The 12,631-nt window shown below is 41.9% G+C and carries 18 protein-coding genes, 1 tRNA gene and 1 pseudogene; 10 read left to right on the forward strand and 10 right to left on the reverse strand.

The genetic code is table 11. The features are described from left to right. Nucleotides 1-127: pseudogene (locus tag IQ230_RS12545) on the reverse strand (photosystem II D2 protein (photosystem q(a) protein)); the annotation flags it as partial. Between the two features lie 389 nt (nt 128-516). On the opposite strand from IQ230_RS12545, the gene IQ230_RS12550 reads away from it, so the two are divergent. From IQ230_RS12550 to IQ230_RS12560, 3 genes are all read left to right on the forward strand, one after another. Then, nucleotides 517-1,113 (forward strand): photosystem I assembly protein Ycf4, encoded by a 597-nt coding sequence (locus IQ230_RS12550; protein ID WP_193932328.1) that lies wholly within the window; start codon nt 517-519, stop codon nt 1,111-1,113. 53 nt (nt 1,114-1,166) lie between these two features. After that, the gene (locus IQ230_RS12555; RefSeq protein ID WP_193932329.1) at nt 1,167-1,925 is read left to right on the forward strand and encodes a peptidylprolyl isomerase; all 759 of its coding nucleotides are present in this window, start codon (nt 1,167-1,169) and stop codon (nt 1,923-1,925) included. Between the two features lie 224 nt (nt 1,926-2,149). After that, a complete protein-coding gene (locus IQ230_RS12560) occupies nt 2,150-2,722 on the forward strand; it encodes a TIGR04376 family protein (RefSeq protein WP_322742406.1) in 573 nt (190 codons plus the stop codon). 347 nt (nt 2,723-3,069) lie between these two features. Here IQ230_RS12560 and IQ230_RS12565 read toward each other — a convergent pair. Next, nucleotides 3,070-3,142: transfer RNA gene (locus tag IQ230_RS12565), tRNA-His, on the reverse strand. 58 nt (nt 3,143-3,200) lie between these two features. Between IQ230_RS12565 and IQ230_RS12570 the strand changes: the two genes are divergently transcribed. Further along, a complete protein-coding gene (locus tag IQ230_RS12570; RefSeq protein ID WP_099703715.1) occupies nt 3,201-3,581 on the forward strand; it encodes a DUF4359 domain-containing protein in 381 nt (126 codons plus the stop codon). 2 nt (nt 3,582-3,583) lie between these two features. Here the strand turns inward: IQ230_RS12570 and IQ230_RS12575 are convergent, their stop codons facing one another. Both IQ230_RS12575 and IQ230_RS12580 read right to left on the reverse strand, forming a co-directional pair. After that, nucleotides 3,584-4,018 (reverse strand): VOC family protein, encoded by a 435-nt coding sequence (locus tag IQ230_RS12575; RefSeq protein ID WP_193932331.1) that lies wholly within the window; start codon nt 4,016-4,018, stop codon nt 3,584-3,586. 20 nt (nt 4,019-4,038) lie between these two features. Then, nucleotides 4,039-4,548: a TIGR02652 family protein gene (locus tag IQ230_RS12580; RefSeq protein WP_193932332.1), complete on the reverse strand. Its 510-nt coding sequence runs from the start codon at nt 4,546-4,548 to the stop codon at nt 4,039-4,041. 210 nt (nt 4,549-4,758) lie between these two features. Here IQ230_RS12580 and IQ230_RS12585 point away from each other — a divergent pair, with 210 nt between their 5' ends. Together IQ230_RS12585 and IQ230_RS12590 are read left to right on the forward strand one after the other, a co-directional pair. Then, complete coding sequence (locus IQ230_RS12585) at nt 4,759-5,283, forward strand: gamma carbonic anhydrase family protein (RefSeq protein WP_193932333.1); 525 nt, start codon at nt 4,759-4,761, stop codon at nt 5,281-5,283. Nucleotides 5,284-5,465: 182 nt separating this feature from the next. After that, entirely contained in the window at nt 5,466-5,591 is a 126-nt protein-coding gene (locus tag IQ230_RS12590) for a photosystem II protein Y (protein ID WP_099703632.1), read from the forward strand. 183 nt (nt 5,592-5,774) lie between these two features. Here IQ230_RS12590 and IQ230_RS12595 read toward each other — a convergent pair whose 3' ends face one another. The 4 genes from IQ230_RS12595 to rpmI form a co-directional block, all read right to left on the reverse strand. Next, nucleotides 5,775-6,302, reverse strand: a complete 528-nt coding sequence (locus IQ230_RS12595; RefSeq protein WP_193932334.1) for a tetratricopeptide repeat protein — start codon at nt 6,300-6,302, stop codon at nt 5,775-5,777. Between the two features lie 202 nt (nt 6,303-6,504). After that, nucleotides 6,505-7,320, reverse strand: coding sequence for a transporter substrate-binding domain-containing protein (locus IQ230_RS12600; RefSeq protein ID WP_193932335.1), 816 nt, complete (start codon nt 7,318-7,320; stop codon nt 6,505-6,507). 50 nt (nt 7,321-7,370) lie between these two features. Next, nucleotides 7,371-7,727: a 50S ribosomal protein L20 gene (rplT, locus tag IQ230_RS12605; RefSeq protein WP_099703634.1), complete on the reverse strand. Its 357-nt coding sequence runs from the start codon at nt 7,725-7,727 to the stop codon at nt 7,371-7,373. A gap of 17 nt (nt 7,728-7,744) precedes the next feature. Continuing rightward, nucleotides 7,745-7,942 carry a 50S ribosomal protein L35 gene (gene rpmI, locus IQ230_RS12610; RefSeq protein WP_099703635.1) on the reverse strand — a complete coding sequence of 66 codons (198 nt, stop codon included), beginning with the start codon at nt 7,940-7,942 and terminating at the stop codon, nt 7,745-7,747. Nucleotides 7,943-8,082: 140 nt separating this feature from the next. Between rpmI and IQ230_RS12615 the strand changes: the two genes are divergently transcribed. Next, nucleotides 8,083-9,192: an S-(hydroxymethyl)glutathione dehydrogenase/class III alcohol dehydrogenase gene (locus IQ230_RS12615; protein WP_193932336.1), complete on the forward strand. Its 1,110-nt coding sequence runs from the start codon at nt 8,083-8,085 to the stop codon at nt 9,190-9,192. Nucleotides 9,193-9,404: 212 nt separating this feature from the next. Here the strand turns inward: IQ230_RS12615 and IQ230_RS12620 are convergent, their stop codons facing one another. Continuing rightward, nucleotides 9,405-10,283, reverse strand: coding sequence for a hypothetical protein (locus tag IQ230_RS12620; RefSeq protein ID WP_193932337.1), 879 nt, complete (start codon nt 10,281-10,283; stop codon nt 9,405-9,407). Between the two features lie 500 nt (nt 10,284-10,783). Further along, complete coding sequence (locus tag IQ230_RS12625) at nt 10,784-11,116, reverse strand: DUF559 domain-containing protein (protein ID WP_193932338.1); 333 nt, start codon at nt 11,114-11,116, stop codon at nt 10,784-10,786. 372 nt (nt 11,117-11,488) lie between these two features. On the opposite strand from IQ230_RS12625, the gene IQ230_RS12630 reads away from it, so the two are divergent. The 3 genes from IQ230_RS12630 (at nt 11,489) to IQ230_RS12640 (ending at nt 12,383) form a co-directional block, all read left to right on the forward strand. After that, entirely contained in the window at nt 11,489-11,794 is a 306-nt protein-coding gene (locus tag IQ230_RS12630) for an RNA recognition motif domain-containing protein (protein ID WP_099703638.1), read from the forward strand. A gap of 112 nt (nt 11,795-11,906) precedes the next feature. After that, nucleotides 11,907-12,098 (forward strand): 30S ribosomal protein S21, encoded by a 192-nt coding sequence (gene rpsU / locus IQ230_RS12635; protein ID WP_099703639.1) that lies wholly within the window; start codon nt 11,907-11,909, stop codon nt 12,096-12,098. Nucleotides 12,099-12,212: 114 nt separating this feature from the next. Next, on the forward strand, nt 12,213-12,383 hold the full coding sequence (locus IQ230_RS12640; protein WP_193932339.1) for a hypothetical protein: 171 nt from the start codon (nt 12,213-12,215) through the stop codon (nt 12,381-12,383). Nucleotides 12,384-12,631 lie beyond the last annotated feature (248 nt).

The raw sequence follows: 12,631 nt of genomic DNA on the forward strand, positions 1-12,631 counted from the left end.
CCATGTATGCACAGGGAAATAGCAATATTCCTGACCACCCGATGAATACGAAGCGATCTCTTTTTAGCCAGTCGTCTACGACGTCAAACCATCCTCGACTCGCTGGCTGTCCTACTGCTATTGTCATTGAACTAAAATCCTCGCGGTTTACTAAAATTGCAACTCTTTTGAGGAATTAAATTTTTGACACTCTCTACTGCAACAGACAGCGGAGATTTATGAGAAAATACTGGCAAACAGATGTTTGCTGCTTCCTCAAAGGGTTTGTCAAATAGCCCATACCACTTTCTAGTAACCCAGTCTATGGTTTCTTAATCTTTCTTAACTTATCACATTATTCACGCTCTGTAACCACTCCAGCTATATGGAATTATGGTTTTAGCGCTAGCTTCTTAATATAATAGATATCAGAATTTTTACATTTTGACACAAGTTTTCTCAGCCATTCAAACAATTTGGCAAAATCAGATAGCTTAACATTTTTTTACTTTTTAGAAACCTACGCAGGGTAATTCAATGACTGTATCAACAACAAAGAATACGGGTGACTTTGCAAATCAAGGTAGCTCTGCTTCTCAGGTTCTTCATCAGAAAATTTTAGGTTCAAGGCGCTTTAGTAACTACTGGTGGGCAACTGTTGTTTCGCTAGGTGCTACCGGCTTTTTGCTTGCTGGGCTGTCGAGCTATCTCAACGTCAATTTACTTCCCTTTGCCACACCTAATGAAATTACATTTGTGCCCCAGGGTTTGGCAATGACTTTCTATGGTGTTGTGGGCTTATTATTAGCGCTGTATCTTTGGACTGTGGTGATCTTAGACGTTGGCGGCGGTTATAACGAGTTCAATAAAGAAGCTAAAAAAGTTCATATTTTTCGCTGGGGATTTTTAGGAAAAAACCGCAGAATTGAAATTGAATTTCCAACTCAAGATGTACAAGCTGTGCGAGTAGATGTTAAAGAAGGTCTGAATCCGCGTCGGGCTTTGTATTTGCGAGTCAAAGGACGGAGAAATGTACCCCTGACACGTGTAGGACAACCGCTATCACTGCAAAAGTTGGAAACAGAAGGTGCACAATTAGCTCAGTTTTTGGGCGTGCCGCTTGAAGGTTTATAATCAGGAAGTTTTGCAATGAGATGATGAAACACTCTGGGTGAGTGATTAGCATAATGCATCGAAAAATTCAAATCTTGTTGATTGCTGTGTTGTTTCTTGGTGGGTTGATGTTAGGAGGATGCACACCAGATCAGGCTTCTGTATCTTCACCAACTTCCCCAGCTCAAACAACATCTCCTACTACGCCTACTGCTCAAACGAGTAGTCCACAAATGAAATCACCTGTATTAGAAGGAACTGCCACTGTCGTTATGACAGTTAATGGTTCACCAATTACGATTGAAGTTGATGGCACAAATGCCCCAGTAACAGCGGGAAATTTTGTTGACCTTGTGCAAAGGGGTGTATATGACGGACTTGTTTTCCATCGTGTTGTCCGCCAACCAGAACCTTTTGTTGTTCAAGGAGGCGATCCGCAAAGTAAAAACCCTAATTTTCCTCCACAGCGACTAGGTACTGGTGGTTTTGTCGATCCCAACACAGGTAGCGAACGCTTTATTCCTTTAGAAATCAAACCTGAAGGCGCAGCTGAGCCAATTTATGGTCAAACTCTTGAAAGTACTCGTCTTTCAGCAGCACCACAGTTGCGACATACACGCGGTGCTGTAGCGATGGCGCGATCGCAGCAGCCAGATTCAGCTTCTTCGCAGTTTTACTTTGCTTTAGCTGATTTGCCATTTTTAGACGGCAGCTATGCAGTCTTCGGCTATGTCACTGATGGCATGGACGTTGTCGATCAAATTCAGCAAGGCGATCGCATCGAATCTGCCCAAGTCACACAAGGCGCAGAAAATCTACGAGGAGGTCAATAATAATTATAAAGGGGTCAGGAATCGGAGGTCAGGGATCAGAATAAATACAAGGGATAAAGAAAGGTCTTCTTCCCTTGTATTAGCAGTATGCATTTCATGCTGTTACTTCTATGCCAACCTCGTGAATCAATACAGTTAGGGTCTAGAGTGGTATTGAGAAATCAAAACTGTAACGTTCTAATATTAAATCTCTGACCCCTGACCCCTCAATAAATGGAGTTCTGATAGTGGGCTTATTCGACGATTTCAACCGCTTTTTAGAAAACCGCTTAGAAGAATTTTTGCGTAATAATCCACATTTAGAGCTAGAAGCGCTCTTAGAACAATTACGCGAACAAGAAGAAGATACTTTGAAGTTGATTGCGGATTTGCAGTTGCAAGAAAAACGAGCACAAGATGAAATTTTAGCAACTGCTCAAGAAATTCAGCGGTGGCACGTTCGTGTAGAAAAAGCTAAGGCTGCCAATAGACTCGATCTCGCTCAACCAGCACAAGAACGCGAAGCTGCTTTGTTACGAGAAGGTAATCAGCGTTGGGGGCATATGCAGGGTTTAAAAGAACGGATTACCCAAGCAAAAGAATTACTGCGGCAAATACAACAAAGACGGCAAGAAGTTCAAAGTAAAGCAACAGAAGCACAAACAAATCGTGCTAATTATCAAGCACAGCAACTTTGGGAAACTGAAGGTTGGAATCGTCGTGCGCGATCGCAGGGAACAGACGATCTCGAAGCGACTTTCCAACGCTGGGAAACTCAAGAGGAGTTAGACCAGTTAAAACGAAACATGGGAAAATAGTATTTTCGGTAAAAAACAAACTATCGGTGAGTTGGTAAAGGGTAATTGGTCATTGATTTACCTTGTTAAACTGCAAGCTACATTGCAGGTGATGAATCGGGCTTAAGATTAAGTAAACTTTTATTGTTCGCTGCTGAGTTAGTTTGAGATTTAGCACAGCGATCGCAGTTCTTCCTAATTTCTTTGACTCGCAATTACACGCCTAATAATTACTGGTTGCTTTTACCTATTACCTTTTACCGTTTTTTACTAGTTACATAGTCGAAGTTAAGCCTGACTGCGTTTATAAAGTTTCAGGAACATTACTATGTCCTGAGAGACAAAAGCTATAGCTTGTACAAAATAAGGGCGAACGATGGGACTCGAACCCACGAATGGAGGAACCACAATCCTCTGCCTTAACCACTTGGCTACGCTCGCCATCGCATTATTGATTATACCACTTTTTATTTATAGCTTGATTGATCAAACAGAAAATATGAAAAATTCGCATATTATCACTTATGTTGGAGTTGCAGCCCTTGCAGGTATAGGAATCACAATGGCTGTTACTAACCCCAGCTTGCCTGCTTACGAAGTATATGCAGTACAAAGGTTGACAGAATACTTAAAAAGTGACGTATGTCCTCAAGTGCCAGAGGTTTTCGGGAATATTTTACAACGCAACTGCGCTAAGATTGTCGATTCGAGTCAAGCTCAAATGCGGTTAATTATTACACAAGCAACACAGCAGCAAAATTTTGTTTTTTTTAGTATCTACCGCACAGATTTATCATTAAATCCATTACTTCCATCTTACCAATTTGAAACTGTGGGAGTTTTCAACAATTTTTACACTTATCGTGCCCAACAACAGTAACCTCAGTCATAAACTCGGATGAATTCTAAAGGAAGTCCATCTGCATCAGCAATAAAAGTGACTTCGTAACAGCGATCGCCGATTTGCTGTTGAGTTGGTTCTAAAAGGACTTTTAAAGCTTGGTATTGTTCTGGTTGTGATTGCTGGGCTTCGGTAAAACGGTGTTTCAAAGCTGTTAACCAGTCAGGTAGATCATTCGTTACAGCACTGAGATCAAACGATAAATGGTAATACCCGACATAATGCTCATCATTAAAAGCATCCGGTGCAGGGCGTGGTTGGGGAATCTGTATCAGTTCAATTCTGCCGCCGAGTCCTTCCATCCAGCAAGCTAATGTGTAGCCTGTTGTAAAGCGATCGCAAACTGTAAATCCCAAGAGTTCGTAGAAAGCGATCGCGCGATGAATATCAGCAGTCCGAATTGAAGCGTGATGCATTGGCGTCTTGCTGCAAAATTCTACTCAAATAATCGAAAATAAGGATACCGTACAGGGACACCAGGTTCTTTTTCCAAGTCAAAATTAATCACTTCCCAGCATGGTTCTTCTTGTGGATCGGGGCTAAATTCCACAGGCAAACCATAAAGTCGAGGTTTAGCAGTATCTGATTGTCCTCGCCAGGGCGTACTTCGTTCTAAATAGCCACTAATCAATTCTTGATAGCGGCGGGCAATAATCACGCGAGTTGCTCGATATCCTTGAGTATAGAGACGATCGAGTGCTTCATGAATTTCAAACCGAATTCCATCAGGATGCGTATGTTGCCGATACCACTCACTATTCCAACGTCGCCAGTGACGCCCTGATTGGAGATGAACAAGTTCGCCTGTTTTTGGTTCTGCTTCAAAAGCGCCGTGGCGCGGACACAGATATGTATCGGTCAAAGTCAGTGCCGGAATCGTCTGGCGACAATGAGGACACTGAATTTCGGGACCAAAAATTGGGTACTGTAAGCCTGGGTTGATCATTTAGAGCGAAGCAGCATTATTCTCTGTACACCAGCGCCGGTAGTTTTATTGTGACATTTTTGCTTCAAAAAGCAGTCATACTTTTTTGCTTGCACTGTCTTTCTATCGGTTTTTACACCATGATATGCTCATAAGACAACCAAATTTTTATTCTTTTGTCACAAATGTGGCTAAATTTTGGTTGAATTTAAGAACAATATCTATTCTACTGTGTCTGTTATATCCTATTGGAGCAATCCTGACCTTTCTGCTGCTGCTTTTGTTGCTGCTAATGCTACAGTTATCGGCAAAGTCACAATCGCAGCCGGAGTAAACGTTTGGTATGGTGCTGTAATTCGTGGTGATGTCGAGCGAATTGAGATTGGTGAGTACACAAATATTCAAGATGGGGCAATTCTGCATGGCGATCCTGGTAAGCCCACAATCTTGGAGGATCATGTCACCGTGGGACACCGAGCAGTTGTACATTCAGCATATATTGAACGAGGTAGCTTAATTGGTATTGGCGCAGTGATCTTGGATGGAGTCAGAATAGGAACTGGAAGCATTATTGGTGCTGGTGCAGTTGTGAATAAAAATGTTCCACCGCGATCGCTTGTTGTCGGAGTTCCTGGCAAATGCATCCGTGAAGTTTCACAGACAGAAGCTGCTGAATTAATTACTCACGCTCGCCGCTACGAGAAGTTAGCCCTAGTTCATGCAGGCAAAGGTACTGATTTAGGATTTACGCCATAGCGATCGCTGCAACATACCCTCAAATCACAACAGCAATTCCTTAAATAGACTTCATAATTTCTGAGTTACAACTTTCTAAGATTAAAAGTTAGAGAGCTCTAGAAATTTTGCCAGTTTCGGCTAACAATAAAAGATGAGAACAATTCAAAAATCTTTAATTTCTACTTTCAAGGGGTAAAGATATGGACATTGATATGCGTGTTGCTTTCGTGTTGCTTCCTGTCATTGCTGCAGCAAGTTGGGCACTTTTTAATATTGCTCCTGCAGCAATTAGACAAATTCAGGCTTTTCTAAACAAGGAAGCTTAGGTAACTGGGAGAAGCTGGGGGAGCTGGGGAGACTAGAAGTCGTGAAGTGTTGAGTTCAAGAGAGTTATGAGTTCTCAGTTTTGAGTGTTGAGTTTAAGAAAATTTAATTCAACACTCAAAATTCAAAATTCAAAACTAATTACTAGCCACTAGTAACTAACCCCTCACCCCTCACCCCTCTCGTTACGAAGTTACTAATCTTCTACGCAGCTTTTCAGATCTGCGCTTAGCAGTGGAATTATTGGGTTCAAGTTCTAGCGCTTGCTCGTAGGTTTGTAGAGCTTGAGCTGTCAAACTTTTGCGTTCGTAAGCATGACCTAAATTATTCAGTGCAGTGATGTACTGAGGTTGATATTTTAAGGCTTCTTTGTAATTGCGAATGGCCAAGTCGTACTGTTCTTGGGCAAAGTAAGCATAACCTAACCCATTGTATATGGGAGCAACATTTTCCTCAGCTTCTAGTTCCGCTGTTTTTAGGGCTTTTTGAAACAGTGAGATGGCTTGAGCATGCACTTTCTTGTCTAGATAAATGCTTGCCAACTCATAATACTCTTGAGTTGTTCCTTTTTCTTTGTTGAGCTTTTTTTGAAGCCGCGAGAGTGCATTTTCTGTTTTGCGGGTTTTAAAGATCTGACGGAAAATAGTAAAACCAGCTGCTGATAGTAGTACCAGCAAGATAGCAAGATAAACAATAGCTAAAGAGTTATCCATTGTCTGTAGATACAGAAATTAAGTGTTTTTGTTCTATTTTTATTATCAAAGAGATAGGAGACTAGGGCTAGAGGTAAGTCAAGATAAGCAAGCCAACTTAATTAAGATGTGAGATAACTGTTGAGTATAAGCAAGATGTCTACTTCACTTCTAATATGTTTAGCTGAATAATAAAGGTGAAACAGTAATAGTTTTTAACTATTTAATTTTCGGATCGAGTTTGGTTAACTGGTAAGCCCCAATAGCGGGCACGTTGTTGTAACCATCCTTCAGATAAGTAACGAGCGATCGCAGCGTTTACTTGTTGTCGCAAAGCATTATATTGCAATCCTTTTGGCATGACGACTGCTAGTGGTTCTGCAGATAGTAACGTTGGTAGCAATTGATATTGTGGATATTCTTGTACCCAGCCACTTAGAACACTTGCATCAGCAGCAAAGGCATCGGTGGCATTTGCTTCTAAAAGAGAGTATGCTTGCGTGTAAGAATTAACCCCGATTAACTGCGCTGACGGGATGAGATAACGAACTGTGGGAATGGTACTCGAACCTTTCAAAACGGCTATTCTTCTAGTAGCAAAATCGCTGAGGTTCTGTGCTGAAGAATCTTTGGTAATAATTGCAGTTCCGTTAAAGTAGTAAGGAAGACTAAAACTGATCAATCGAGCGCGAGACTCTGTCACCGTAACGTTAGCTATGGTGAAGTCGACTTGATTATCTAGAACGACTGCTAGGCGATCGCGGTTGGCAACAGCTTGAAAGCGAATAGCATTATCACTACCTAGCAAGTCTTGAGCTAGACGTCTTGCCAGTTCAATCTCTAGCCCTTGCAGGTTTCCTTGGGCGTCACGATAGCCAAGTGGACGTAAATTGTCTTTAACAGCAACTAGCAGATAACCGCGTTGTTTAATTTCTGGTAAATCAGCAGCATGAGCGGCGATCGCCTGAGGCGCTGCGCTAGGCGCAATCGCAAATGGAAAATTGCCCCAGCGATCGCTGACTATACCTGTGATATTCATGCTAGCTAGAAGAAAGGAACAAATAATCAGCAGAAGCTGACGTTTTACCTTCATCCCCGTGCTTGGTTTGCCATTTCTGCGACTTTACCAAAGCTTGCTGGATCGAGAACTGCCATTTGTGCCAACATTTTGCGATTGAGTTGAATGTTGGCTTTTTTCAAGTTTCCGATCAGTTGGCTATAGCTCATATCATGCTGTCTTGCCGCAGCGTTGATGCGAGTAATCCACAACCGACGAAAATCACGCTTGCGTTTTTTGCGATCGCGATAAGCACTACGTAATGCTTTCATCACTTGCTGATTTGCAGTGCGAAATAAAGTTGAGTGCGAGCCGCGAAAACCTTTGGCTAGTTTGAGAATTTTTTTACGACGCTTGCGCGCAACATTACCGCGTTTGACTCGTGTCATCGTTTTTTCCTAGCAAATTACAAATAGGGCAACATAAAGCGAACGTTTTGTTCGTCACGTTCGTCAACAACTTCCATTTGGGACAAGCGACGTTTACGTGCAGAAGATTTATGCTGTAGTAAGTGGTTTTTGAACGCTTTACGGCGGACTATTTTGCCACTTCCGGTAGCGCGGAATCTTTTTGCCGCTGCTTTTCGGGTTTTGAGTTTTGGCATGAGTTTTTTGTTAATTCGACACAATCTATCATCATACCATCGAGTTGCCTATCTTGCATAATGTAGAAGCTGATCGCTAAGAGTTAGGGTATAAATAGAGAATTTTCAGCTGTTGGCAAGATATAGAAGGTAAAACATGTATGGACGTTAAAGCAGCAGTTGCTTGGGACGCAGGACAACCATTGACAATTGAGACGGTGCAACTAGAAGGACCACAAACAGGAGAAGTCTTAGTCGAAATCAAGGCAACTGGAGTGTGCCACACTGATGCTTTTACCCTTTCTGGCACAGATCCCGAAGGTTTGTTTCCGGCAATTTTAGGGCATGAAGGTGCAGGTGTTGTTGTTGAAGTCGGTTCTGGAGTCAAAAGTCTCAAAGTAGGCGATCGCGTTATTCCGCTTTACACTCCAGAATGCCGTCAGTGTGAATATTGTCTCAGTCGCAAAACAAATCTTTGTCAAGCTATTCGCTCAACTCAAGGGCGTGGTGTGATGCCAGATGGCACAAGCCGCTTTTCGCTTGATGGCACGATGCTCTACCACTACATGGGAACCTCCACTTTTGCTAATTATACAGTTTTGCCAGAAATTGCTGTCGCTAAGATTCGTGAAGATGCTCCCTTCGATAAAGTGTGTTACATCGGCTGCGGGGTCACAACAGGTATCGGAGCAGTGATTTACACTGCCAAAGTTGAACCAGGGGCAAAAGTCATCGTTTTCGGATTAGGTGGTATTGGTTTAAATGTAATTCAAGGCGCTCGCATGGTAGGAGCCGAAATGATTGTTGGGGTGGATATTAATCCTAGCAAGCGAGCATTAGCTGAAAAATTTGGCATGACACACTTTGTCAATCCCAAAGAAGTCGAAGGCGATCTAGTGCCTTACTTAGTTGATTTAACAAAAGGCGGTGCTGATTATACCTTTGAATGTATCGGCAACGTTAATGTTATGCGTCAAGCACTAGAATGCTGTCACAAAGGATGGGGTGTCAGTGTCATTATTGGTGTTGCTGCTGCTGGTCAAGAAATTTGCACCCGCCCTTTTCAACTCGTAACCGGACGGGTTTGGAAAGGTTCTGCGTTTGGTGGTGCTAGAGGACGCACTGATGTACCCAGAATTGTCGATTGGTATATGGAAGGCAAAATCAATATTGATGATTTGATTACTCACACTATGCCTTTAGAGCGCATTAATGAGGCTTTTGATTTGATGCACAAAGGTGAATCGATACGTAGTGTTGTCACGTTTTAGCTATGAAGTTAGCAGCAACGTATCTGAGCAAATTTGCGATCGCACTGAATAAAAATTGAACGGCTTAACAAAGCTTAGAGAAAGACAAGCTTATGTAGATCAATAACAAGCCACATCAGTGTAGAATCAACTGAGGTACAGGTAAAATAGTGAATCAGATTTAGTACTTGATATGATTGGTAGCAACGCACAAGAACGCTTGTAGCAGGCAATTAAGTAAAAGGATTATCCGCAATCGATACGAAGTTGCCGTAGTCCTCCCATGCATGTATGAAGTCGTATGCATCAACAACTGATGTCATCCCACCTGAATGTCCACTGTCATTAAGGATGATGTTAACTGAGCCGTCGTGTTCGAGGTCAATTCCCGTCACCCAAACAGCATGTCCTGCATTAGATTGCTCTATAGGGTTGCCATACCAGTCATATTGAGGGTTCCAAATTTCATTGCCATCTAGCCCGACAATTGGCTTGTCTCCCCTTACTAAAGCATCTGCCAAGGTATCAAGAGATGCATCATACGGTTGATAGGTGTCGATACCCAAGGTATTAAGCACTTTGCCAACATGTACTAGCGAGGTACCAGTATTAGGATCAAACCATCCCTGCTGGTAAGCATAGTTGCTTGCGTCATCTTCAGAAATGCGGTAGCCCGTTAATGACTCATAGACGCAGATTTGAGCAACAACTGCACACGAATTAGCGCCCTGCTGTTGTCGCCAGTAGTCGGCATCGCTGAATGGATCGCCGTATTCAATGGGATCGTCATACAATCCGCCTAAACTCACCCTCGTGTTCGTTGCTACATCACCTAAACTGGGTTGATTAAAGTCAAATACAGCTAGATCCTCGATAGGAGCATCTATGACTTCCAGTACATCTAGTTGAGTATCAGTTACCGTTTCTGAAACAAGAACCTCAGAGGGCGAAAGTGACTCCTTAAGTGAGGATAATAGCTGTGGTGATGTAGTTAGGACATCAGTGGATAGCTGCAAATTACTAACGATATCATCGCTGAGATCGTCAACTAGGTTATTGGGCAGAGAGTTCAGAGCTAAAGCGTCAAATGCAGTCAGTTGATCGGTAAACATTTTGGTACGCTCCTTATTTTGCTTTCAGAAGTAACCCTGAATTGAATTTGGGTTGTTTTTCTAAATGCATCGTAGGAGAGTCAAATTGTGGAATCAAAGACCTTCTGTGTAATAATGAATGCTAGTTTAGGTATTCTATATTGCGGCTCTAAGTCAATGTAATTGCAGTTTTCTCCAGAAGTACCTGTTGCGATTGAAACTATTTTCTTACTAGGTAGGGATCGCCCATCAAGAATTAAATCTGGAAAAATCAAAGCTTTAGCCGCTTCTGTTGATAGATTATACTGGCAGTTGAGATATTACATCATGCTTCTAGCATTGCTCAATCGGGTTTGACAAGTCATTCTGAGTGTAATGAAGAATCTCAACAAATGCTTCGTTCCGTGTTGCTGCACTCAGCTAACAAAGCAAAAATCATTTCACAATCAGCAACGCCAAACAGTGATATGAGGAGGAATATTTATTATTCCTGCAAACTGCCATAAATATTTTTTTTGACCTTAACAAGCTAACAAATGACGCTGGATGCTTAGAACTACCCCTTTGGTACTATTCTTTACTGCCTGGTTAGAGTAGCGTATGACTTGATAGCCAAGTTGATTAAGGCGAGCATCTCGCTGTTGATCGTCGGCTTTCTGCTCAGCTTTTTTGTACAAATTGCCACTGTACTTATTACTATCAACTTCAACGATCAACTTATGACCAGGAAAAGCAAAGTTAAAATAGTAACCATCAAGACAATGGTTCTGTATATGTTCTATGCCAGCGGACGTTAGTGCATCACTAAGAATGTGCTGAATATTGGTCGAGTAAGTGTCACTCAATGCTGGCATCCTTTTAATTAATTGTTTACTATTTTACATCAAAGACACTTATGGTAAACTAGGTTTTAGAGGCTGCTTAGATTTCTAAAACTGAAATCTGGTATTAGTGTCTCTTATCAAGCTAAAACTAGCATCAACTAGAGCTTATTGGCAACCACGCCAGCAATTTAGTATCTGTCACTCTGCAAAGATGCTTGAATACATAGCCTGAGAAAAGCAAACTTTAATTAAATCTGTTATTTGCTCATCTTGAGTAACACAACCCCGTGACTTGTGTTAAAGTGTCAATTACAGATTACATTCGGTTGTGCAGTTTTTTGTTTTCATACTACAGAACTCTCTCCGAATCTAACTTCTACACCTACGATTCTGGAGACTTTTATGTCAATTTACGTCGGTAATTTATCCTATGAGGTAGAGCAAGATGACCTCAAACAAGTTTTCCTAGAGTATGGAGACGTCAAAAGCGTACAACTACCTACAGACCGAGAAACAGGGCGAGTACGAGGATTCGCTTTTGTAGAAATGGGAACAGAAGCCGAAGAAACTGCGGCGATTGAAGCCCTTGATGGTGCTGAGTGGATGGGACGTAACTTAAAAGTAAATAAAGCTAAGCCAAGAGAAGATAGATCTTCTGGTGGTGGAAGACGAGGAAACGGTGGTGGCGGATACTCTCGCCGCTATTAAGCTTTGCGACAAAGAACTTAACTCTAAAGTCTTAGGGGCAGACAAAGAGTCTGCCTTTTTTAATTTTTGTTATTCAACAGTCACTTCACTGTCAATTAAATTCGGAGAGAGAATGACCCAAATAATTCTGGGCGAAAATGAAGGAATTGAGTCAGCCTTGCGCCGCTTTAAACGACAAGTCTCCAAAGCTGGGATTTTTCCAGATATGCGGAAACACCGCCACTTTGAAACACCGATTGAAAAACGCAAGCGCAAAGAACTTGCCAAGCACAAACAGCGCAAGCGGGGAGGACGTCGCTATTAAAATTACTAAAAAGAAGGAATTTTAATAGAGCGAGATTTTTCTAGATAAAGAGGAAGGCGATCGCTTCTCAGTCTAAAATCAGAACGGCTGCGATATAAAGACTATTCGACTTCCTTGGCTTACGATAACATCTGCCGCTACCTAACAACTGAATATGCCTCAACTGCAAGCTGGTTATTAAATATTAATACACCTAGTGTTTCACTTCTGCCGACGGAATTAAAACTCGATCCTATCCGTTCGGACGCTTTGTATTTTTTACCAGATTACCAACAAATTCTCTAAATAGAGGAGCAGCGTAACATTTCAGCTTGTGTTGAGGTATTGGCAAGCTTGAAATTTGATCGGAACTTGATTCAACAGTATTTGAGAGACGATCTTATGCGAGAGTCCCCAATATATCAGGAAATTCTTCAAGAAGGAGTGCAACAAGGCTTACAGCAGGGGAAATTTGACACTGTTATGCGCCCACTCGTCGGATTGGTATAGTCAAACCTAAGTTACGAGTAGAATCTCTGCTGTAATGGGTTAAG

Origin of the sequence: Gloeocapsopsis crepidinum LEGE 06123, assembly GCF_015207655.1 — a bacterium.
Taxonomy (GTDB): domain Bacteria; phylum Cyanobacteriota; class Cyanobacteriia; order Cyanobacteriales; family Chroococcidiopsidaceae; genus Gloeocapsopsis; species Gloeocapsopsis crepidinum.

What these genes read in the sequence shown, in the direction of transcription:
- IQ230_RS12550 (WP_193932328.1), top strand. Translation starts at nt 517, where the DNA reads ATGACTGTATCAACAACAAAGAATACGGGTGACTTTGCAAATCAAGGT.
- IQ230_RS12555 (WP_193932329.1), top strand. Translation starts at nt 1,167, where the DNA reads ATGCATCGAAAAATTCAAATCTTGTTGATTGCTGTGTTGTTTCTTGGT.
- IQ230_RS12570 (WP_099703715.1), top strand. Translation starts at nt 3,201, where the DNA reads ATGAAAAATTCGCATATTATCACTTATGTTGGAGTTGCAGCCCTTGCA.
- IQ230_RS12575 (WP_193932331.1), bottom strand. Translation starts at nt 4,018, where the DNA reads ATGCATCACGCTTCAATTCGGACTGCTGATATTCATCGCGCGATCGCT.
- IQ230_RS12580 (WP_193932332.1), bottom strand. Translation starts at nt 4,548, where the DNA reads ATGATCAACCCAGGCTTACAGTACCCAATTTTTGGTCCCGAAATTCAG.
- IQ230_RS12590 (WP_099703632.1), top strand. Translation starts at nt 5,466, where the DNA reads ATGGACATTGATATGCGTGTTGCTTTCGTGTTGCTTCCTGTCATTGCT.
- IQ230_RS12595 (WP_193932334.1), bottom strand. Translation starts at nt 6,302, where the DNA reads ATGGATAACTCTTTAGCTATTGTTTATCTTGCTATCTTGCTGGTACTA.
- IQ230_RS12600 (WP_193932335.1), bottom strand. Translation starts at nt 7,320, where the DNA reads ATGAATATCACAGGTATAGTCAGCGATCGCTGGGGCAATTTTCCATTT.
- rplT (WP_099703634.1), bottom strand. Translation starts at nt 7,727, where the DNA reads ATGACACGAGTCAAACGCGGTAATGTTGCGCGCAAGCGTCGTAAAAAA.
- rpmI (WP_099703635.1), bottom strand. Translation starts at nt 7,942, where the DNA reads ATGCCAAAACTCAAAACCCGAAAAGCAGCGGCAAAAAGATTCCGCGCT.
- IQ230_RS12615 (WP_193932336.1), top strand. Translation starts at nt 8,083, where the DNA reads ATGGACGTTAAAGCAGCAGTTGCTTGGGACGCAGGACAACCATTGACA.
- IQ230_RS12620 (WP_193932337.1), bottom strand. Translation starts at nt 10,283, where the DNA reads ATGTTTACCGATCAACTGACTGCATTTGACGCTTTAGCTCTGAACTCT.
- IQ230_RS12625 (WP_193932338.1), bottom strand. Translation starts at nt 11,116, where the DNA reads ATGCCAGCATTGAGTGACACTTACTCGACCAATATTCAGCACATTCTT.
- IQ230_RS12630 (WP_099703638.1), top strand. Translation starts at nt 11,489, where the DNA reads ATGTCAATTTACGTCGGTAATTTATCCTATGAGGTAGAGCAAGATGAC.
- rpsU (WP_099703639.1), top strand. Translation starts at nt 11,907, where the DNA reads ATGACCCAAATAATTCTGGGCGAAAATGAAGGAATTGAGTCAGCCTTG.